At 67.5% G+C, this 20,390-nt stretch carries 18 protein-coding genes; 11 read left to right on the top strand and 7 right to left on the bottom strand.

The annotated features are described in order from the left end of the window. Positions 1-166 precede the first annotated feature (166 nt). Positions 167-670 carry a Holliday junction resolvase RuvX gene (gene ruvX / locus WFK61_RS16770; RefSeq protein WP_336813229.1) on the top strand — a complete coding sequence of 168 codons (504 nt, stop codon included), beginning with the start codon at positions 167-169 and terminating at the stop codon, positions 668-670. 94 nt (positions 671-764) lie between these two features. Here ruvX and WFK61_RS16775 read toward each other — a convergent pair whose 3' ends face one another. Beyond that, the gene (locus WFK61_RS16775) at positions 765-1,157 is read right to left on the bottom strand and encodes a hypothetical protein (RefSeq protein WP_336813230.1); all 393 of its coding nucleotides are present in this window, start codon (positions 1,155-1,157) and stop codon (positions 765-767) included. A 236-nt stretch (positions 1,158-1,393) separates the two neighbouring features. Here WFK61_RS16775 and WFK61_RS16780 point away from each other — a divergent pair, with 236 nt between their 5' ends. Further along, positions 1,394-2,308 carry an AEC family transporter gene (locus WFK61_RS16780; protein ID WP_336813231.1) on the top strand — a complete coding sequence of 305 codons (915 nt, stop codon included), beginning with the start codon at positions 1,394-1,396 and terminating at the stop codon, positions 2,306-2,308. A gap of 113 nt (positions 2,309-2,421) precedes the next feature. After that, positions 2,422-2,670 carry a hypothetical protein gene (locus WFK61_RS16785; RefSeq protein WP_336813232.1) on the top strand — a complete coding sequence of 83 codons (249 nt, stop codon included), beginning with the start codon at positions 2,422-2,424 and terminating at the stop codon, positions 2,668-2,670. Between the two features lie 14 nt (positions 2,671-2,684). Here the strand turns inward: WFK61_RS16785 and dprA are convergent, their stop codons facing one another. Genes dprA through WFK61_RS16805 form a run of 4 tightly spaced genes read right to left on the bottom strand, consistent with a single transcriptional unit; the run spans position 2,685 to position 6,833 of the window. Next, positions 2,685-3,896, bottom strand: coding sequence for a DNA-processing protein DprA (gene dprA, locus WFK61_RS16790; protein ID WP_336813365.1), 1,212 nt, complete (start codon positions 3,894-3,896; stop codon positions 2,685-2,687). Between the two features lie 16 nt (positions 3,897-3,912). Next, positions 3,913-4,536 (bottom strand): glycerol-3-phosphate 1-O-acyltransferase PlsY, encoded by a 624-nt coding sequence (gene plsY, locus WFK61_RS16795; protein WP_336813233.1) that lies wholly within the window; start codon positions 4,534-4,536, stop codon positions 3,913-3,915. A 33-nt stretch (positions 4,537-4,569) separates the two neighbouring features. After that, complete coding sequence (pyrC, locus tag WFK61_RS16800) at positions 4,570-5,871, bottom strand: dihydroorotase (RefSeq protein WP_336813234.1); 1,302 nt, start codon at positions 5,869-5,871, stop codon at positions 4,570-4,572. Between the two features lie 17 nt (positions 5,872-5,888). Next, complete coding sequence (locus tag WFK61_RS16805) at positions 5,889-6,833, bottom strand: aspartate carbamoyltransferase catalytic subunit (protein ID WP_336813235.1); 945 nt, start codon at positions 6,831-6,833, stop codon at positions 5,889-5,891. 139 nt (positions 6,834-6,972) lie between these two features. On the opposite strand from WFK61_RS16805, the gene WFK61_RS16810 reads away from it, so the two are divergent. The 3 genes from WFK61_RS16810 (at position 6,973) to WFK61_RS16820 (ending at position 11,398) form a co-directional block, all read left to right on the top strand. After that, positions 6,973-8,097 carry a serine hydrolase domain-containing protein gene (locus WFK61_RS16810; protein WP_336813236.1) on the top strand — a complete coding sequence of 375 codons (1,125 nt, stop codon included), beginning with the start codon at positions 6,973-6,975 and terminating at the stop codon, positions 8,095-8,097. A 356-nt stretch (positions 8,098-8,453) separates the two neighbouring features. Next, positions 8,454-11,120 (top strand): type I DNA topoisomerase, encoded by a 2,667-nt coding sequence (topA, locus tag WFK61_RS16815; protein WP_336813237.1) that lies wholly within the window; start codon positions 8,454-8,456, stop codon positions 11,118-11,120. A 29-nt stretch (positions 11,121-11,149) separates the two neighbouring features. Continuing rightward, positions 11,150-11,398, top strand: coding sequence for a hypothetical protein (locus WFK61_RS16820; RefSeq protein WP_336813238.1), 249 nt, complete (start codon positions 11,150-11,152; stop codon positions 11,396-11,398). A gap of 222 nt (positions 11,399-11,620) precedes the next feature. On the opposite strand, the gene WFK61_RS16825 is transcribed toward WFK61_RS16820, so the two are convergent. Beyond that, complete coding sequence (locus tag WFK61_RS16825) at positions 11,621-12,706, bottom strand: DUF2778 domain-containing protein (protein ID WP_336813239.1); 1,086 nt, start codon at positions 12,704-12,706, stop codon at positions 11,621-11,623. Positions 12,707-13,167: 461 nt separating this feature from the next. On the opposite strand from WFK61_RS16825, the gene WFK61_RS16830 reads away from it, so the two are divergent. After that, positions 13,168-14,430, top strand: a complete 1,263-nt coding sequence (locus tag WFK61_RS16830) for an MFS transporter (protein WP_336813240.1) — start codon at positions 13,168-13,170, stop codon at positions 14,428-14,430. Positions 14,431-14,438: 8 nt separating this feature from the next. Here the strand turns inward: WFK61_RS16830 and WFK61_RS16835 are convergent, their stop codons facing one another. After that, positions 14,439-16,763 (bottom strand): bifunctional salicylyl-CoA 5-hydroxylase/oxidoreductase, encoded by a 2,325-nt coding sequence (locus tag WFK61_RS16835; protein ID WP_336813241.1) that lies wholly within the window; start codon positions 16,761-16,763, stop codon positions 14,439-14,441. Positions 16,764-17,002: 239 nt separating this feature from the next. On the opposite strand from WFK61_RS16835, the gene WFK61_RS16840 reads away from it, so the two are divergent. Genes WFK61_RS16840 through WFK61_RS16855 form a run of 4 tightly spaced genes read left to right on the top strand, consistent with a single transcriptional unit; the run spans position 17,003 to position 20,342 of the window. Next, complete coding sequence (locus WFK61_RS16840) at positions 17,003-17,758, top strand: SDR family NAD(P)-dependent oxidoreductase (protein WP_336813242.1); 756 nt, start codon at positions 17,003-17,005, stop codon at positions 17,756-17,758. Between the two features lies 1 nt (position 17,759). Continuing rightward, on the top strand, positions 17,760-18,296 hold the full coding sequence (locus WFK61_RS16845; RefSeq protein ID WP_336813243.1) for a MarR family winged helix-turn-helix transcriptional regulator: 537 nt from the start codon (positions 17,760-17,762) through the stop codon (positions 18,294-18,296). Next, a complete protein-coding gene (locus WFK61_RS16850) occupies positions 18,296-19,132 on the top strand; it encodes an enoyl-CoA hydratase family protein (protein WP_336813244.1) in 837 nt (278 codons plus the stop codon). The genes WFK61_RS16845 and WFK61_RS16850 overlap by 1 nt, the downstream gene beginning before the upstream one ends. Position 19,133: 1 nt before the next feature. After that, positions 19,134-20,342, top strand: a complete 1,209-nt coding sequence (locus WFK61_RS16855) for an acyl-CoA dehydrogenase family protein (RefSeq protein WP_336813245.1) — start codon at positions 19,134-19,136, stop codon at positions 20,340-20,342. Positions 20,343-20,390: the final 48 nt, after the last annotated feature.

The following is a 20,390-nucleotide window of genomic DNA, read 5'->3' on the forward strand; positions in this document are numbered from 1 at the left end:
ATATCCTTCTACGCGGCGGCGCCGCTACCCAAGGGCGCGGATATAGCCTGATAGCCGGCGTTGCGCGATGACTTCCGCGCTACAGCTATGGAGAAGCAGCTATTCGCGGGGCGCATCGGAGAAGGTATTGCTCGCGAGGCCGGCCGGCGCGTGATACCGCCATCCCATGACCAGCGCCGTCGTTCCGCTCGAAGCCTTTGTCGACCTGCCGGCGCATGCGCGGCTGCTTGGGCTCGACCTCGGCACGAAGACGATCGGGCTCGCGCTGTCCGACATCGAGCGACAGATCGCGTCGCCCCTGGAGACGATCCAGCGGGTGAAATTCGGGCTCGACGCAGCAGCGCTGCTGAAGATCGCCGAAAAGCATCAGGTCGCCGGGCTGGTGATCGGCCTGCCGCTCAACATGGACGGCACGGAAGGCCCGCGCGTGCAATCGACCCGTGCCTTCGTGCGCAATCTCATTCCCCTCACCGATCTGCCGATCGTGTTCTGGGACGAGCGCATGTCGACGCTCGCGGTGACGCGCACGCTGCTCGATGCCGATGCCTCGCGCGCCAAGCGGGCCGCCGTCGTCGACAAGATGGCGGCAGCCTACATCCTGCAGGGCGCGCTCGACCGGCTCGGCCGGCTCGGCCCGCAGGACGCCGATGAAGACGACCATTACGACTGAGGGCGCGGGGCCGCAGCAGCCACGTTCCACGACCGCCGACGAAAAAGGCCCGCGCGGATCGCGCGGGCCTCACCGACGTTAATCGCGATCGATCTCAGCGATAGTCGCGGAAATCGTAGGGGCGCTGGTAGCCATAGGGCGCATAATAGCGCCGCGGCGCGACATAGACCGGCGCAGGCGCCTCATAGTAGTCGTCATCGTAATAGTAGGTCGGCGCCGCATAGGCACGGTTCTGGGCCGCGATGGCCGCCGCACCCAGGATGCCCAGGCCGATGGCGCCGGCGACGGCCGCGCCGCGCGACGGGCCGCGCCAATGGCCACGATAGCCGTGACGGTAGCGATACTGCGAATACTCGACCTGCGCCTTGTCGAGGCGCGCCGCGTCGAAGCCCCGGGTCTGGGCCGCCATGGCGGGGACCGCGAAGCTACCGGCGGCAACACTAGCCACGGTCAAAGCAACAGCGGCCTTTTTCTTCAGAGACATCATGACGGCATCTCCTTTCGCGAGATTACCCAACGTTGAAGCCAGCATGGGGCAACCCGGTTGAATGGGACCTGAACCAATCGCGGCAGCATTGCGGCAGAGACAGAGCGGCCTTTCCTCGGCGCCCTTGCCGGCCATGACGCGGCATGACAGGGACAGGTCGGTTCGTCAGTTGAAACGGCCGCCCGCCCCCATTGTTCCGCTGAGCTTCCCGCCCTGCCCTCCCGCCCGGCCCCGCCATGCTCGACAGCCTGATCGCCGTTTTCCTGGTCATTGCGACAGGCTGGTTCCTGAAGGAGCGCGGCGTCGTCTCGCCGGCGCATTGGGTCGGCGTCGAGCGCCTGACCTATCAGGTGCTCTTCCCCGCGGTCGTAATCCATACCCTCGCCATGGCCGATCTGCGCAGCATGCCGGTGCTCGGCATGGGGTCGAGCCTCGTGCTCGCCATCCTCAGCGTCGCGGCCCTGCTTCTGGTGGCGCGCCCGATGCTGGCGCGCGCCGGCATCGATGGGCCGGCCTTCACCTCGATCTTCCAGGGATCGGTGCGCTGGAACACCTTCGTCGGCCTCGCACTGGCCGCCGGCCTGCAGGGCCGCACGGGCACGACGCTGATGGCCATCGCCGTCGCCTCGATGATCCCGCTGCTCAACATCATGTGCGTCTTCGTGCTCGCCCGCTACGCGAGCGGCAAGCCGATGAGCCTCGGCGCGACGATCCGCTCGATCCTCTACAATCCCTTCATCTGGTCCTCGGCGGTGGGCCTGCTGCTGAACCAGCTCCAGTGGATGCTGCCCAGCGCCTTCACCGGCTATCTCGACGTGCTCGGCCGCGCCTCGCTCGGCATCGGCCTGCTGGTCGTCGGTTCGGCGCTCGATCTCAAGAAGCTGGCGCGGCCGCGCCTGGCCCATGCCGTGGCGGTCTGCCTGAAGCTCGCGGTGATGCCGGTGCTCGCCTGGCTCTATGCCGGCTGGTTCGGCGTGACCGGCCCGGCGCTTGCGATGACCGTGGTCGCCGCGGCCGTCCCGACCGCGACCGCAGCCTATTTCCTGGCGCGGGACCTCGGCGGCGACGCGCCCCTGATGGCGGAAATCACGACGCTGCAGACCCTGCTCGCGCTGGCGACGATTCCCGCAGCCGTCATCCTTTTGGTCTGATATACTTACGCTTGAAATTCATTCATATTTACAATCTACAATTGCATATCCGTTAGGGAATCGCAGCCCTGCGGACGAGTTGGTCCCCGACTATGCGAGGGAATCCATTCGCCATGAAGCATAAAACATCCAAGCTGGTCTCGCTTGAGTCCATCGCGCGCGAAGGCGACGACGACGACATCCCCATGCGCCCGATGTCGCCGCTGGAAGCAGCCTCCTTCATCGAGGGCATGGCGGCGGAATTGCGGATCATGGCCCGCAACACCAAGCTCAGCGCCCTCAGCTATTTCCTCGAAATGGCCCGGATCGAAGCCTCCGCCGAGGTCGAGCGACTGGCTTCGCCGAGCAACGAGCGCCACTGAGCGCGCAGGCCGGTTCAGGGCGCGAGGCGCGACAGGGTTCCGCCGGGATGGCGCCTGATCGCGCCGGTGAGCTCCAGCTCGACGAGGACATGGCCGACCTCGCCCGCAGGAAGCCCGCTCGCGCGCACGAGATCGTCGAGCGCGATCGGCGTCGGCCCGAGGAGATCGAGTACGCGGCGACCGGAATCGGCGGGTGCTGTCGTCGGCAAAGACGAGGGCGGCTGCAGTTCGAAGCCGTCTTCGTGCCGGGCGTAGCCGGGCGCCGGCTCGATCTCCGGCAGGTCGAGTTCGTCCCACATCGCCTCGGGCGCCGGCTCGCCGGGGGCTTCACGCATCAGGCGGGGCGCCGGCGACAGAGCGAGTTCGCGCTGTCGCAAGGGCTGCAACGCCTCGATGACATGGGCCGCCTCGGCGCAGAGCGTCGCCCCCTCCCGGATGAGGTGATTGCCACCCTCGGCACGCGGATCGAGCGGCGAGCCCGGCACGGCAAAGACCAGCCGCCCCTGCTCATTGGCGAAGCGCGCGGTGATCAGCGAACCCGAGCGACGCGCCGCCTCGACCACGACCGTCCCCAGCGACAGCCCCGAGACGAGACGGTTGCGCCGCGGGAAGTCACGTGCCCGGGCGACCCAGCCGAGCGGCATCTCACTGACGAGCGCGCCGCGCTCCAGGATGCGGCGGGCGAGCGGGATATTCTGCGGCGGATAGATCTCGTCGAGCCCGCCGGCAAGCACCGCGACCGTGCCGGTCTCCAGGCTCGCCTCATGGGCGGCGGTGTCGATGCCGCGCGCGAGACCGGAGACCACTATGAAATCGGCCTCGCCGAGTTCGCGGGCAAGACGCGCGGTGAATTTCATGCCAGCCGCCGAGGCATTGCGCGAACCCACCAGCGCCACGCCCGGTCGTTGCAGGACCTCGGCACGGCCGAGCACGGCCAGCAAAGGCGGGGCCGAATCGATCGCCTGCAGCGGCACGGGGTATTCGGTCTCGCCCAGCGCAATGAAACGGCCACCGAGGCGCGCGAGCCCCTCGAACTCACGCTCCGCCTCCCCGGCCGGACAGATGCGGATGTCGCGCTCCGCTTGTCGCGCGAGGCCCGGCAGCGCGTCGAGTGCCGCCGCCGCACCGCCGAAGCGGTTCATCAGGGAACGGAAGCTGCGCGGGCCGATGCTTTCGCTGCGGATCAACCGCAACCAATCGAGACGCTGGCGATCGGAGAGGGCGATCCCAGCCATGGCCCTGTCAGCCCTTCTGGCCGATCTTGCCTTCGCGCCCGGAGAGCAACCGGGCGATGTTCTCCCGGTGCATGATCCAGAGCAGGACGGTGAGCCCGGCCATGACGAGCGCAGCCTTGGGCATCCCGGCCCAGAACCAGAGCAGCAGCGGCGTCAGGGCGCTGGCGACCAGCGCCGAGAGCGAGGAATAGCGGAAGAGATAGGCCAGGCTCAGCCAGATCGCGGCGAAGACCAGCGCGATCGAGGCCTTCACGCCGATCAGCACGCCGAGATAGGTCGCGACGCCCTTGCCGCCCTTGAAGCCCAGCCAGACCGGAAAGAGATGGCCGAGGAAGGCGCCGACGCCTGCCGCCAGCGCCGCCTCCGGTCCGCCGAGGAAACGCGCGCCGACGAGGACCGCGACCGTGCCCTTCAGCATGTCGCCGACGAGGGTCGCCGCCGCGAGCTTCTTGTTGCCGGTGCGCAGGACGTTGGTCGCGCCGATATTGCCGGAGCCGATGCTGCGCAGGTCCGGCCCGCCGGCAAGCTTGGTCAGGATGATGCCGAAGGGGATCGAGCCGAAGAGATAGCCGACGACGAGGGCGATCAGCGTGGCAGGGCCGGAGAGGCCCCAGTTCAGAACATCCGTCATGCCGCCCCTTTTCCCACGCGGTTCGCGGACAGCCTAGCCCGGCTCGGCCTCGTAAGCCACCCGGCCGCCGACGAAGGTCGCGGCGACGATGCCTTCCAGCCGCGCCTCGTCGAAGGGCGAGTTCTTGGCACGCGACTTGAGCTTGCGCTTGTCGACGACGAAGGGCGCCTCGGGATCGAAGAGCACGAGGTCGGCCGGAGCGCCGATGGCGAGCCTGCCGGCGGAGAGGCCGATCAATGCGGCCGGTCGCGCCGAGAGGGCGGCGAGAAGTTGCGGCAGGCCGATCTGCCCGGCCTGAACCAGGCGCTGGGCGGCCGAGAGCATGGTCTCGATGCCGAGCGCACCGTCCGCGCATTCGGAGAAGGGCTGGCGCTTGGTCTCGACGTCCTGCGGGTCGTGATCGGAGACGACGACGTCGATCACGCCCTCGGCCAAAGCCGCGACCATGGCGAGGCGATCGTCTTCATGGCGCAGCGGCGGCGTGACCTTGCAGAAGGTGCGGTACTCGCCGACGTCGTTCTCGTTGAGGGTCAGGTTGTTGATCGAGACGCCGCAGGTGATGCGCACGCCGTCCTGCTTGGCGCGGCGCACCAGCTCGACCGATTCCGCGCAGGAAATCATCGCCGCGTGGTAGCGGGCGCCGCTGGCGCGAGCGAGACGGATGTCGCGCTCCAGCATCACCGTCTCGGCCTCGATCGGGATTCCCGGCAGGCCCTTGCGGCTGGCGAATTCGCCCTCGTTCATCACGCCGGAGCCGCGCAGGTCGGGATCCTCGACATGGTTCATGATGAGGGCATCGAAATTGCGGGCATAGATCATGGCGCGGCGCATGACCTGCGGATTGCGCAGGCCCTTGGCGCCGTCGCAGAAGGAGACCGCCCCGGCCTCGAGCAGCAGGCCGAACTCGGTGATCTCCTTGCCCTCCAGCCCCTTCGTCAGGGCGGCGCAGGAGAGCACGTTGACGACGGCCTTGTCGCGGGCGCGGCGCTTGACGAAATCAATGATGGCGGGGTCGTCGATCACCGGATTGGTATCCGGGCGGCAGACCACGGTGGTGACGCCGCCGGCGGCCGCGGCCTGCGAGCCGGTGCCAAGCGTCTCGCGGAATTCGGCCCCGGGCTCGCCAAGGAAGGCGCGCAGGTCGACGAGGCCCGGCGTCAGCACCTGGCCCCTGGCATCGATACGGCGTACGCCCTCGCTCGTGGCGGGCGCGCCCTGCCATTCGACCGCGGCGATGGCGCCGTCGCGGATGAGGACGGAGCCCGCGCCCTCGCGCCCCGTCGCGGGGTCGATCAGGCGCGCGTTGACAATTGCGATGTCCTGCGTGTCAGCCATGTTCGGTCTCTTTACGCTCAGACATTCGGCAGGTGCTGGGCCAGCGCGTCGAGCACCGCCATGCGGACGGCGACGCCCATCTCGACCTGCTCGCGGATCAGCGACTGGGCCCCATCGGCGACGGCGGAAGAAATCTCGACGCCGCGGTTCATCGGGCCGGGATGCATCACCAGCGCGTCCGGCTGCGCTCGCGCGAGCTTCTCCTGATCGAGCCCGTAATAGCGGAAATATTCCTTCGCCGACGGCACGAAGGCGCCGTTCATGCGCTCGAGCTGAAGGCGCAGCATCATCACGATGTCGGCGCCTTCCAGCCCCTTGTTCATGTCGGTGAAGATATCCACGCCCATGCGCTCGATGCCGGCCGGCAGCAGCGTCGTCGGCGCGATCAGGCGGACTTTCGCGCCGAGCGCGTTCAGCAGGATGATATTGGAGCGGGCGACGCGCGAATGCAGGATGTCGCCGCAGATCGCCACCGTCAGGCCCTGGATGCGACCCTTGTTGCGGCGGATCGTCAGCGCGTCGAGCAGGGCTTGCGTCGGGTGCTCATGGGCGCCGTCGCCGGCATTGATCACCGAGCAGCCGACCTTGCGGGCGAGCAGGTTCACTGCACCCGCCGCATGGTGGCGCACGACGATGATGTCGGGGCGCATCGCGCTCAGCGTCGCGGCGGTGTCGATCAGCGTCTCGCCCTTCTTCACCGAGGAGAAGGCGACGGACATGTTCATCACGTCGGCGCCGAGGCGCTTTCCGGCGAGCTCGAAGGAGGCCTGCGTCCGGGTCGAAGGCTCGAAGAACAGGTTGATCTGGGTGCGGCCGCGCAGGGCCGTGGTCTTCTTCTCGACCTGCCGGGAGAGGGAGACATAGTCCTCCGCCCTGTCCAATAGCGCTTCGATGTCCAGATGGGACAACCCCTCGATCCCGAGGAGATGGCGGTGCGGGTAGAGCGGTGCTGACGATGTCATTTGAAGCAGGCTGTTTAGGCGCGAGTCGGGCGCGGCGCAAGCGGCCCCGGACCGGGAGGGCGCATGTCCTGTGGGTCGTGGAGCTTTCGCCGGAAGCGCGCTACCAATCGTGTTTTCCGCCGCGCTTGAGGATGCCGCCTTGTCCAGCCCGACCGATGCCTTCGTCCCCGCCCCCGATGGCGCCCTGTGGCAGACGATCGCGCCCGCCAAGGCCGGCTTCGACCCGGACAGGCTGAAGGCAGCGGTCGAATTCGCCCGCGAGCAGGAAAGCCCCTGGCCGCGCAGCCTGTACTACCCGGATGGCAGCTATGTCGGGAATGTCGAGTGGAACGAGCGCGGCCCCTGGACCGAGATCGTCGGCCCGGTGCGCGAGCGTGGCGGCCCGGCCGGCCTGATCCTGAAGGGCGGGCGCATCGTCGCCGAATGGGGCGACACCGCCCGCACCGACATGACCTTCTCGATCGCCAAGAGCTATCTCGCGGTGCTCGCCGGCATCGCCTTCGACGACGGGCTGATCAAGGATGTGGACGAGGCCGTCGGCGCGACGGTTTCCGGCCCCGTCTTTTCCGGCGCGCATAACGGCCAGATCACTTGGCGCCACCTGCTGCAGCAGTCGAGCGAATGGCAGGGCGAGATCTTCGGCAAATCCGATCAGGTCGACCATAACCGCCAGATCGGCCCCGGCGCCGATAACAGCCGCAAGGGCCAACGCCGCGAGCTCAAGACGCCCGGCACCTTCTACGAATATAACGACGTTCGCGTGAACGTGCTCTCCTACGCGCTGCTCGAACGCTTCCGCCGGCCGCTGCCAGAGGTGCTGCGCGAGCGGGTGATGGACCCGATCGGCGCCTCGCCGGACTGGGAGTGGCAGGGTTACTCATCCTCCTTCACGGAGATCGACGGACGCTCGATCCAATCGGTGCCCGGCGGCGGCCATTGGGGCGGCGGATTGTTCATCGGCGCGCGCGACCATGCCCGCTTCGGCCTGCTGATCGGCCGGCAGGGCGACTGGGGCGGCCGGCAGATTTTGTCGCAGGACTGGGTCAGGCGCATGCTGACGCCCTCGCCCACCCTGACGAATTACGGCTATCTCTGGTGGCTCGCGGCGCGCCCGAGCGTGCCGGCCTCGTCCTTCTCGGCGCTCGGCGCCGGCAGCAACGTGATCTGGGTCGACCCCGAGCAGGACGTCGTCGCGGTGCTGCGCTGGATCAACGGCGCCCAGACCGACGGCTTCATCGACAGGCTGGTGGCGGCGCGGGGCTGAGGCATCGCCCTCTCCGTCATGCTCGCCCTTGTGGCGAGCATCCACGTCTTGAACACGCCCCTGGACCAACGAAGACGTGGATGGTCGGGACAAGCCCGACCATGACGAAAGCGGGACGCCCCCTGGTGACGGAGCGATCACCTCCCCGCTTGCAAAGCCGGCGACCGCCCCCATGTCTCACCGCTGCATCAGCGGGCCGGCGATCGTCGTCGTCATCCATTCGGGGTTTGACAGAGCCGGCGCGCTGAACCACTTTCGCGCGCAAATCCGAACCGCAGCGGTCTTGCGGGTCGCGGAACCGTCGGTCACGGCCGGTTCCGCGCTCTGATCAAGGCTGTCATCGAGACACGAAAATCATGAAGCTCCTCGTCGTCGAGTCGCCGGCCAAGGCCAAGACGATCAACAAATACCTGGGCTCCGACTACGAGGTGATCGCCTCGTTCGGGCATATCCGCGACCTGCCGGCCAAGGACGGCTCGGTGGAGCCCGACAACGATTTCTCGATGAAATGGGAGATCGAGGGCCGCGGCGCCAAGCAGGTCGCCGAGATCGCGCGCGCCGTGAAGGGCGCCGAGAAGCTGATCCTCGCAACCGACCCGGATCGCGAGGGTGAGGCGATCTCCTGGCATGTGCTGGAGGCGCTGAACCAGAAGCGCGTGCTGAAGGGCATTCCCGTCGAGCGCGTCACCTTCAACGCCGTCACCAAGGACGCCGTGCAGAAGGCGCTGGCCAACCCGCGCGCCATCGACCAGGCGCTGGTCGATGCCTATCTGGCGCGCCGGGCGCTCGACTATCTCGTGGGCTTCACGCTCTCCCCTGTGCTGTGGCGCAAGCTCCCGGGCGCCCGCTCGGCCGGCCGCGTGCAATCGGTGGCGCTGCGCCTCGTCTGCGACCGCGAGCGCGAGATCGAGGCCTTCCGGGCCCGCGAATACTGGTCTCTGGTGGCGACGCTCGCGACCGCGTCCGGCCAGACCTTCGAGGCCCGGCTCGTCGGCGCCGACGGCAAGAAGATCGCCCGGCTCGATATCGGCAACGAGGAAGAAGCCAAGGCCTTCAAGGCGGCGCTGGAAACCGCGCTCTTCAATGTCAGCGAGGTCGAGGCCAAGCCGGTCAAGCGCCATCCGCAGCCCCCCTTCCAGACCTCGACGCTGCAGCAAGAAGCCTCGCGCAAGCTCGGCCTTGCTCCGGCGCGGACGATGCAGCTCGCGCAGCGACTCTATGAAGGCGTCGATATCGGCGGCGAGACCGTCGGCCTCATCACCTATATGCGTACCGACGGCGTCGACATGGACGGCTCGGCCATCGCCGCAGCGCGCCGCGTCATCGGCAAGGAATTCGGCGACAAATACGTCCCGAACGTGCCGCGCAAGTATACGGTCAAGGCCAAGAACGCGCAGGAGGCCCACGAAGCCATCCGCCCGACCGATCTCGGCCGCCTGCCGGCCATGGTCGCGCGCCAGCTCGAGCCCGAACAGGCCAAACTCTACGAACTGATCTGGAAGCGCACCATCGCGAGCCAGATGGAATCGGCCGAAATGGAGCGCACCACGGTCGATATCGCGGCCAAGGTCGGCGCCCGCAATCTGGAGCTGCGTGCTTCCGGCCAGGTCGTGCTCTTCGACGGCTTCCTGACGCTCTATCAGGAGAGCCGCGACGACGAGGAAGACGAGGACTCCAAGAAGCTGCCGGCGATGAAGGCTGGCGACAAGCTGGAGAAGCGTGACATCGCCGCCGACCAGCATTTCACCGAGCCGCCGCCGCGCTTCTCGGAAGCGAGCCTTGTCAAGCGCATGGAAGAACTCGGCATCGGCCGGCCCTCGACCTATGCCGCGACGCTTTCGACCCTGCGCGACCGCGAATATGTCCGCATCGAGAAGAAGCGCCTCGTGCCCGAGGACAAGGGCATGCTGGTCACGGCGTTCCTGGAGAGCTTCTTCAAGCGCTATGTCGAGTTCGACTTCACGGCGAATCTCGAAGAGAATCTCGACCGCGTCTCCAATGCCGAGATCGACTGGAAGGCGCTGCTGCGCGCCTTCTGGGACGAGTTCCAGGCCTCGATCGGCGAGACCAAGGATTTGCGCGTCGGCGACGTGCTGGAGGCGCTGAACGGCATCCTCGGCGACTACATCTTCCCGAAGAAGGCTGATGGCTCCGATCCACGGGTGTGCCCGACCTGCGGCAACGGCCAGCTCTCGCTGAAGCTCGGCAAGTTCGGCGCCTTCGTCGGCTGCTCGAACTATCCGGAATGCCGCTATACGCGCCCCCTCTCCGTCCCGGCTGCGGATGGCGAGGCTTCGGCCGAGGGCGGCCAGGGTGCGCCCGGCGTGCGCATCCTCGGCACCGACCCGGTGACCAATCTCGAAGTCACGCTGCGAGACGGCCGCTTCGGCCCCTATATCCAGCTCGGCGAGGGTGAGAAGCCCAAGCGCTCCAGCCTGCCCAAGGGCATGAGCCCGGCAAGCGTGACGCTGGAGAAGGCACTCGCCCTGCTCTCCCTGCCGCGCGAGGTCGCCCGGCATCCCGAGAGCGGCGAGCCGATCCTTGTCGGCATCGGGCGCTTCGGGCCTTACGTCCAGCACGGCAAGGTCTACGCCAATATCGACAAGGACGACGACGTGCTCGAACTCGGCGCCAACCGCGCCATCGACCTGATCGTCGCCAAGGAAAGCGGCGGCGGGCGCGGCGGCCGTGCATCGACGCCAGGCCGGGCGCTGGGCGACCATCCCGCTGGCGGCGCTCTGGAGGTGAAGGCCGGCAAGTACGGCCCTTATGTCGCCTGGGGCAAGATCTTCGCGACCCTGCCCAAGACGATGACGGCCGAGAGCATCACGCTGGAACAGGCGATCGAACTGGCAAACGCCAAGGCCGAGGCGAAGGGCGGCGCCAAGGGCAAAGCCAAGGCTGCCAGCGCCGCGACGAAAGCCAAGGCTCCGGCGAAGAAGCCCGCTGCGAAGAAGGCCACGGCCAAGAAAGCCGAGGCCGAGCCGGCCGCGAAGAAGGCGCCGAAAGCCGCGCGCGGCTGACGGCGCCGCGCCTTCACGGAACGGCCTGAATGCGGCTCGCGAACTGGCTCCTGATCGGAGGCGGAGCAATCCTCTGTCTCGTCGCCCTGGCCGGCTGGGTCGGGCTCAATCTCTTCGCCTGCGGTCTGGCCTCGGGCGGGTGCGACCTATACCGGTTCCGCTTTCGCTGGGAGGATACCGAAGCCCTCATGGTCTTCGTCCCGCCCTTCGCGCTAGGCTGCGCCCTGACTGCGACCGGCATGATCCTGCGGATCAGTAGCCGCTCACAGCAGCCATGAGGCCTGCGACTGGGTCGCCTTGATCATCCCCTTTGTCATTCCGGGGCGCGCCGCAGGCGCGAACCCGGAACCCACGACTGGGTGAGACATCAGGTGTTCGGTTGCGAGCGGCTCACCCGGTCGTGGGTTCCGGGTTCGCGCCTGCGGCGCGCCCCGGAATGACAAAGGATACAGCTCAACGCCAGCGATAAAGCGCACAGATCTCGGCTCCGCTCCCTCCCCTCAGAGGCTCGCGACTACCCTGATCCGCTTGACCTCGCCACGCAGGAACGCCTGCAGGAAGCGGTCGTAATCCTTGAAGGAGATGCAGCCGTTCGAGTCGCCGCGCGGCCCGAGCAGGTAGGTATGCGCCAGCAGGCCGGCGCGGCCATAGATCGCGCTGCTGCCCCCGACGGGGTTGAGCCGGATCGCGCGCACGCCGTGGAACAGGGCTTCGCGCTCGGTCAGGGTGTACATATGCGGCGGGGTGACGCCCTTCATCCGGACATGGGCGTAGCGGACATCGTCCATCATCTCGCCCAGGCCCGAATGGGCCTCCAGCCGTTCGCCATTGGGCATGTAGACCATCTTGGCGGCGATATCGTAGATCGCGGTGCCGGCCTCGGCGGTGCGCGGCGGCGTGCCAGCCGAGGGGCTCAGGCGGGTGATGCGGCCACGATCGATGATGTCATCCTGCGGCGCGGCATAGGCGAGCGCGGTCCCGGCCGGCTCGGCCTGCTTCTGCACGCCGAAGAGCTTCTCGAAGAAATTGCGGTTATCCTCGGGCGTCGGAGCTGCGGCCGCCGTGCGGTTGCGGCGCGGCGTCGTCGGCTGCGCGACGCGCGGCTGGAGCTGCTGCGGCTGCTGGGAATCCGTCTTCGGCAGCAGGTCGAGCGGACGCGGCACCGGCATGGGCGCGGCCTTCTCCGCCAGAGTGACCGGCGGCTGCGGCGGCAGCGGCAAGGCAGGCTCCGCCGGAGCAGCGGCTGCGAGCGAGGACGACGGAGCCGCAGGCTGGAAGGCGGAGCGCGCGGGAGCACCCTGCACGAAGGCCGAGCCCTTGCCATCCGACAGGCCGGGATTCAGCAGGCCGCTATAGGCCGGGCCCTGCTGCTGCGCGACGCGGGTGGAGGACGCCTTGCGGGCATTCGCGGAAGAGGCGTTGTCGGCATTCGTGCCGGGAGCGCCCTGCCCCAGCATCCAGAAGCCGGACATTGCGCCGCCGCTCAGTGCGAGCGCGAGCAGGAAACCTTTCAGGAAGGGCCGGCGACGACGGCGGGGCCGCACATAAGGCGCGCCACCTTCCCGGACATAGGTCGCATAGGTCATCCGCCGCACTCTCGATACGCTTACGCCACGCCCAGAGGCCGCAGACACGGCGCCGCCGCACGCGCTCCAGCCGAAGGAAGCGCGATGCACGTCGCGAGGTGACCGAGCATGCCGGGAGAACCCAAATTCGTTCCGCTTCGATAAGGCGCTGCCTTGGTTAATCGCCGGTGAACCGCATCGATAAATTTTCGCGGTTCGCACGCGGCGGAGCGTGGCTTCGGCGCGGACCTGCCTGACCATCAAAAGACGGCGCGACCGAGTCCGGAGAGTGGAGGAAGAAAGACGAGGATTTTTCGCCGGCTGCCCCGATTGGCCCATCTTTTCCGGCGAGGCTGCAATCCCAGCCTATTTTTCCCAAACCAGCCGTCGAATCGGATATGTCGCAAGCATCGCAACCGCAGGAGTTGCAGCCGCCGGAATCGCGGGATTCCGACGCGCCTGCGCCGGAGGCCGGGATCGCCGTGAGCCAGCCAGCCGAGCCGAGGACCGGTTCCGTCGCAGCGCTCGGCGCGATCGTCAGCGGCGCGCTGATCCTGCAGATCGCCTCGACCATCGTGAACACGGTGGTGCCGCTGAAGATGGCGCTGGAGCAGAAGGCGCCCCTGCTGATCGGCCTCGTCGGTTCGGCCTATTCCGTCGGCTTCCTCGCCGGCTGCTTCGTGATCCCCGCCTTCATCCGCCGCGTCGGGCATATCCGCGCCTTCGGCGTGTTCGCAGCGTTGCAAGCGGTGTTCACGATCAGCTTCGCGCTGACATCGCTGGATTTCTGGGGCATCTCGCGGCTCGGCATGGGCTTCGCCGGCGCCGGCCACGCGATCTGCATCGAGAGCTGGATCAGCGGCCAGGCCAAGGCCGGCCAGCGCGGGCGCCTGTTCGGCTTCTACCAGATCCTCAACCGCCTCGCGCTGATCGGCTCGCAGATCGGCGTCGGCTATGTCTCGCTGCAGTCACACGACATCTTCCTGCTGGCGAGCGCGACCTTCTCGATCGCGCTGATCCCGGTCGGCATGACCCGCGCCAAGGGCCCTGAATCAGGCGAGGTCGTCTCGGTGCGCCTCAACACGATGTGGCAATACGCGCCGGCTTCCGTGATCGGTTGCCTCTATGTCGGCCTGATGGGCGGCGCGCTGACCAATGTCGCCCCGGCCTACGGCATCCTGATCGGGCTCGACCAGGCCTGGGCGATCCTGCTCACAGCCGGCATCCAGATCGGCGCGCTGATGCTGCAATGGCCGCTCGGCCTGCTGGCGGACCGGGTCGAGAGCCGCAAGATCATGCTGAGCGCCACGCTCTCGGTCGTGCTCTGCACGCTGGCGCTCGGAGCCGTGTTCTGGTCTGCCCTGCCCCATGCCCGCTTCTGGCTGTTCGGGCTATTCGCCCTGATCGGCGCGGGCTCGATGCCGATCTACACGGTCGCCGTCGCGCATGCCTATTTCCGGCTCGGCCGCGAGCGGGCGCTCGGCCTCTCAGCGCAGTTGCTCTTCCTCTGGGCGGTGGGCTCCGCGATCGGCCCGCTGGTCTCCGCCGCCTTCATGCAGGCCGTCGGCCCCAACGGGCTTCTGGCCTATCTCGGCGGCCTCTCGGCGGCGGCGGCGGGCTATCTCGCCTTCCGCCTCAGGCGCAACCCGCCCTCCGCCAATCCGTTCGGCGAGCGCAAGCCGGCGCCACCGACCATCCCTGATGTCTCGCCCTCGGGGCGGCGGAGCCACGCCGAAGGGAAATAGGTTCTCGCCTATTTTCCGACCGCGTGGCGGCTCGGCTTGGCCTTGAGCTTCAGCTCTTCCAGGTCCTGCCGCTCGCGCGGCGTGTTCCGCATGAGCTGGTCCTTGCCGGGCCCGTACTGAACCGGCTGGTCGGTATCGACGCCGTACCAGGCTGCCGCGCGCAGCACGAAGGACGGATCGGCCAGATGCGGGCGCCCGAGTGCGACGAGATCGGCGCGGCCGGCGGCGATGATCGTATTCACCTGATCGGCCGTCGTGATGTTGCCGACGCACATGGTCGCAACCTCGGCCTCGTTGCGGATGCGGTCCGAGAACGGCGTCTGGAACATCCGGCCATAGACCGGGCGCGATTCCCTTGCGGTCTGCCCGGTCGAGACGTCGACGAGGTCGCAGCCCTCGGCGGCGAAAGCCTCCGCGATGGCGACGGAATCCGCCGCCGAAAGGCCGCCCTCGGCCCAGTCGGTTGCGGAGATGCGCACCGACATCGGCTTCTCGCGCGGCCAGACCTCGCGCAGCGCCCGGAAGACCTCCAGCGGATAGCGCAGGCGGTTCTCGACCGAGCCACCGTATGCGTCCGTGCGCCTGTTGGTCAGCGGCGAGAGGAAGCTCGCCAGCAGATAGCCATGGGCGCAGTGCAGCTCCAGCATGTCGAAGCCGGCGCGCTCACCGCGCTCGGCGGCGGCGACGAATTCGGCCGTGACCCGGTCCATGTCGGCGCGGGTCATCTCGCGCGGCACCTGGCTTTCCGGATAATAGGGCAACGGCGAGGCCGAGATGATCGGCCAGGCGCCCTCCGGCAATGGCCGGTCCATGCCCTCCCACATCAGCTTGGTCGCGCCTTTGCGGCCGGCATGGCCGAGCTGGAGGCAAATCTTCGCAGCGGAATTCGCATGGACGAAAGCGGTGATGCGCTTCCAGGCGGCTTCCTGCGCGTCGTTCCACAGGCCGGTGCAGCCGGGGGTGATGCGGGCGTCGGGCGCGACGCAGGTCATCTCGGTGAAGATCAGGCCGGGGCCGCCGATCGCGCGCGAGCCGTAATGCATCAGGTGCCAGTCGCCCGGCAGGCCGTTATCAGCCGAATACTGGCACATCGGCGAGAGCGTCATGCGGTTCTCGACGCGCATCTCGCGCAGCTTGAAGGGCTGGAAGGCGGGTGGCACGGGCGAGCCGTCCTTGCGCCGCTTCGCCAGATCGCCGAGGCCATCGGCGACGAGCCTGTCGACGGCTTCGACCATCTCCGGGGCGCGCAGGGCCAGATTGTCGTAGGTGATCGCCTTGGAGCGCGTCATCAGGCCGAAGGCGAAGCGCAGGGGCTCGAAATCCCAGAAGCGCTTCAGTTCCTCGAACCAGACCAGCGAGACATCCGCCGCATGCTGGGTCTTCTCGACCTCCTCGCGGCGCTGCGTCTCGAACAGCTTCAGGCCGGCCGCGACATCGAGCTTCGCCTGCCCCATCGCCTTGTGCAGGGCGATGGCGTCCTCCATCGCGAGCTTGGTGCCGGAGCCGATTGAGAAATGCGCAGTCGCCTTGGCATCGCCGATCAGCACGACGTTCTCGACCACCCAATGGCGGCAGCGGATCATCGGGAAATTGCGCCAGAGCGAGCGGTTGGTGATCAGCCTGTGGCCCTGCAATTCCTCGGCGAAGACGCCTTCAAGGAAGACGGCCGACTGCGCCTCGTCCATGGCCCCGAGGCCCGCCTTCGCGAAGGTCTCGGGGTCGGTTTCCAGCACCCAGGTCGAGCGGCCGGCCTCGTACTGATAACAATGGGCGATGAAGACGCCGTGCTCCGTCTCCTTGAAGAAGAAGGTGAAGGCGTCGAAGGGGCGGGTCGAGCCCATCCAGGTGAAATGGTTCGGGCGCAGGTCGGTCTGCGGCTGGAAGCGCTCGCGCCAGTTCTCGCGGATGCGGCTGTTGATGCCGTCGGCGCCGACGACGAGGTCGTAATCGCGCTTCAGCGTCTCGGCATCGGCGACCTCGCTGCCGAAATGCAGGTTGACGCCGAGTTCGCGCGCCCTCGCCTGGACCAGCATCAGCAGCGAACGGCGCGAACAGCCGCAGAAGCCGTTGCCGGGCACGCGATAGCTGTCGCCCTTGAAGTGAATCTCGATATCGTCCCAGTAGGCGAAGTTGTCGCGGATCGCGGCATAGCTCTCGGCATCCGCCGCCCGGAAGGTGTCGAGCGTCTGGTCGGAGAACACGACGCCGAAGCCGAACGTATCGTCGGGCTGGTTGCGCTCGAAGACATCGACCGTCAGCTCCGGCCAGTCCCGCTTCATCAGCAGCGCGAAATAGAGCCCCGCCGGCCCTCCACCCACGACCGCGATACGCATCGACGCCTCCATCAGGGAGCCGGCCGACCCGGCTTGCGAAATTATTTTAAGCCTAAAATGTTTTTAAGCTCAAGAGGCTTCTGCAGCCTCTCACGCAAGGGAGCAAACGCGGGATATCGCGAACTGCCGCGTAGGTAGCCATTTTGCGTTGCGGAATGCCTGCGCCGCGCCACTGTCATCAGGCCGCTTGCAAATTCCTTCAGACTTAAAATATATTCGCATTCGGAGGTCGAACGGCCATGACACTGCAGGGACAGCGTGCACTGGTAACGGGTGGCGGACGCGGCCTCGGCCGGGCCATCGCCGCCGCGCTGACGGCGGCCGGAGCCCGGGTCAGCATCCTCGGACGCGACGAAGCGACCTTGCAGGAAGCCGTCGCGGCCGGCGTCGCCGCCGACTGCGCGGCCTGTGACGTGCGCGAAGAAGCATCGGTTTCCGCCGCTCTGGATCGGCTCTCCCGCGAGCCCGCCTTCGACATCGCGATCGCCAATGCCGGCGCGGTCGAAACCGGGCCGTTCATGCGCAGCGACAACGAACGCTTCCGCCGCATGCTCGACATCAACCTGATCGGCACGGTGAACCTGTTCCATGCCGCATTGCCGGCGATGCTGGAGCGCCGTCGCGGGCGGTTGATCGCCATCGCCTCGACCGCCGGGCATCGCGGCTACCCCTATGTCAGCGCCTATACGGCCGCGAAGCACGCCGTGGTCGGGCTGGTGAAGTCGCTGGCGCTGGAGACGGCGCACTCCGGCATCACTGTCAACGCCGTCTGCCCGGGCTATGCCGATACCGACATGGCGACCGCCAGCATCGACAATGTCGCAGCCAAGACCGGCAAGAGCCGCGAGGACGCGCTGGCGGCGATGATCAAGGACAATCCGCAGGGGCGGCTGATCGCGCCGGAAGAGGTCGCGGCTGCCGTGCTCTATCTCTGCGGGCCCGGAAGCGATGCCGTTACCGGCCAGTCGCTGCTCGTCAATGGCGGGGAGTTCTGAGATGGAGACGCCCTCCTCTTCCCTGATCCTCGACCGCGAGACCAAGGCCAGCGAGCGCCCCGGCGACCACAAGGACGAGCTTCGCCTCTGGCTGCGGATGCTGACCTGCTCGACCCTGATCGAGACCGAGATCCGCAACCGCCTGCGCGAGGAATTCAAGACGACGCTGCCGCGCTTCGACCTGATGGCGCAGCTCGACAAGAGCGTGGTCGGCATGACCGTGGGCGAGGTCTCGCAGCGCCTGATGGTCTCGAACGGCAACGTCACCGCGGTCGTGGCCGGGCTCGTGACCGACGGACTCGTCGACAAGCGCTCGGCCCCGCAGGACCGGCGCGTGCAGATTCTCACGCTGACGGCACAGGGCCGCAAGGCGTTCAAGCTCATGGCGGAGCGCCATGAGGACTGGATCGCCGAACTGTTCGCCGGGCTCGACCAGCCCGCCATCGCGCAGCTTTTCCGGCTGCTCGGAGAGACCAAGACCTCGCTGCATCGCGCCATCGCGGGGCGGGCCGACGAGGCTGCCAAGGGAGACGCCTGATGGCCCAGATCGCCAATGCCACGACCCTGCCGCTCGCGGGTTTCAAGCCGGAGCATTTCAGCCTTTCAGTCTCCGGCAAGGTCGCCACCGTGACGCTGAACCGGCCTGAGAAAAAGAATCCGCTCACCTTCGCAAGTTACCGCGAACTCACGGATTTCTTCCTCGCCGCGCAGAAGGAAGAGGGCGTCAAGGCGATCGTCGTCACCGGCGCCGGCGGCAATTTCTCCTCGGGCGGCGATGTCCTCGAAATCATCGGGCCGTTGGTCGCGATGGAGACCAAGGACCTGCTCAAGTTCACCCGGATGACCGGGGAGCTGGTCAAGGCGATGCGCGCCTGCCCGCAGCCGATCGTCGCCGCGATCGACGGCGTCTGCGCCGGCGCCGGTGCGATCGTCGCCATGGCCTCCGACCTCAGGCTCGGCACAGCCGGAGCCAAGATCGCGTTCCTGTTCAACCGCGTCGGGCTTGCCGGCTGCGACATGGGCGCCTGCGCGATGCTGCCGCGTATCATCGGCCAGGGCCGCGCCGCCGAATTGCTCTATACCGGCCGCGTACTCAGGGGCGAGGAAGCCGAGCGCTGGGGCTTCCTCAACCGCATCTGCACGCCAGACGCCGTGCTGACCGAAGCGCAGACGCTCGCTGCCGAATTGGCCGATGGACCGACCTTCGCCAATGCCATGACCAAGCGCATGCTCGAAATGGAATGGGCGATGTCGGTCGAGAGCGCGATCGAAGCCGAGGCCGTGGCGCAGGCGCTCTGCATGCAGACCGAGGACTTTTCCCGCGCCTATCACGCCTTCGCAAACAAGCAGAAGCCGATTTTCGAGGGCAACTGAGATGGGCAGCACTTCTCCCCTCGGCCTCGATATCCTCGGCGACACGCTGGACTGGCCGTTCTTTGGGGAGAGCCATCGCGCTTTCGCCGCCGAATTGTCCGGCTGGGCCGATTCCTATCTTGCCGACCTGCCGCATGACGATGTCGACGAGGCCTGCCGGGCGCGCGTTGCAGCGTTGGGCGCCGCGGGCTTCCTGAAGGCTGCCGTGCCGGCCGCCTATGGTGGATTGTCCGACAAGCTCGATGTCCGCACGCTCTGCCTCGCTCGCGAGATTCTGGCGGCGCATGACGGGCTCGCCGATTTCGCTTTCGCCATGCAGGGGCTCGGCACCGGCTCGATCTCGATCGCCGGCTCCGAGGCGATGAAGCGGCGCATCCTGCCGGATGTCGCGGCCGGCACGCGCATCGCCGCCTTCGCCCTCTCCGAGAAGGAAGCCGGCTCCGACGTCGCCGCGATGGCGACGACCGCGACGCCGGATGGCGCATCCCATGTCCGCATCGACGGCGAGAAAAGCTGGATCTCCAACGGCGGCATCGCCAACCACTACGTCGTCTTCGTCCGCACCGGCGAGGCGCCCGGCGCCCGTGGTCTCTCGGCCTTCCTGGTCGAGGCCGATACACCCGGTCTGACCATCACCGAGCGGATCGACGTGATCGCGCCGCATCCGCTGGCCACCTTGCGTTTCGAAGGCTGCCGCGTACCGCTTGAGCACCGCATCGGCGGGCCGGGCGACGGCTTCAAGGTCGCGATGGCGACGCTCGACATCTTCCGTTCGACAGTCGGCGCCGCCGCGCTCGGCTTCGCAAGGCGAGCGCTGCACGAGACGCTGACCCATGCCAATGGCCGCAAGCTCTTCGGCGGCACGCTCGGCGACCTCCAGCTTTCGCAGGCGGCGATCGCCGAGAGCGCGGCTGAAGTCGATGCCGCCGCCCTCCTCGTCTACCGCGCCGCCTGGACCAAGGACCGCGGCGCGGCCCGCGTCACCCGCGAGGCGGCGCTGGCCAAACTCGTCGCGACCGAGAACGCCCAACGCGTGATCGACCGGGCTGTCCAGATCCATGGCGGCCTCGGCGTCACCAAGGGCGTCAAGGTGGAGGAACTCTACAGGGAGATCAGGGCGCTGCGCATCTATGAGGGCGCCTCGGAGGTCCAGAAGGTCGTGATCGCGCGCGACCTCCTGAAAGCACAGGCCGGAAGAACAGATCGTTAGAGACGGATTCACCGATCAGGCCGAGGGGACCTGATCGAGTCCGGCTCT

Origin of the sequence: Allobosea sp. MMO-172, from assembly GCF_037147855.1 — a bacterium.
Classification (GTDB): domain Bacteria; phylum Pseudomonadota; class Alphaproteobacteria; order Rhizobiales; family Beijerinckiaceae; genus Allobosea.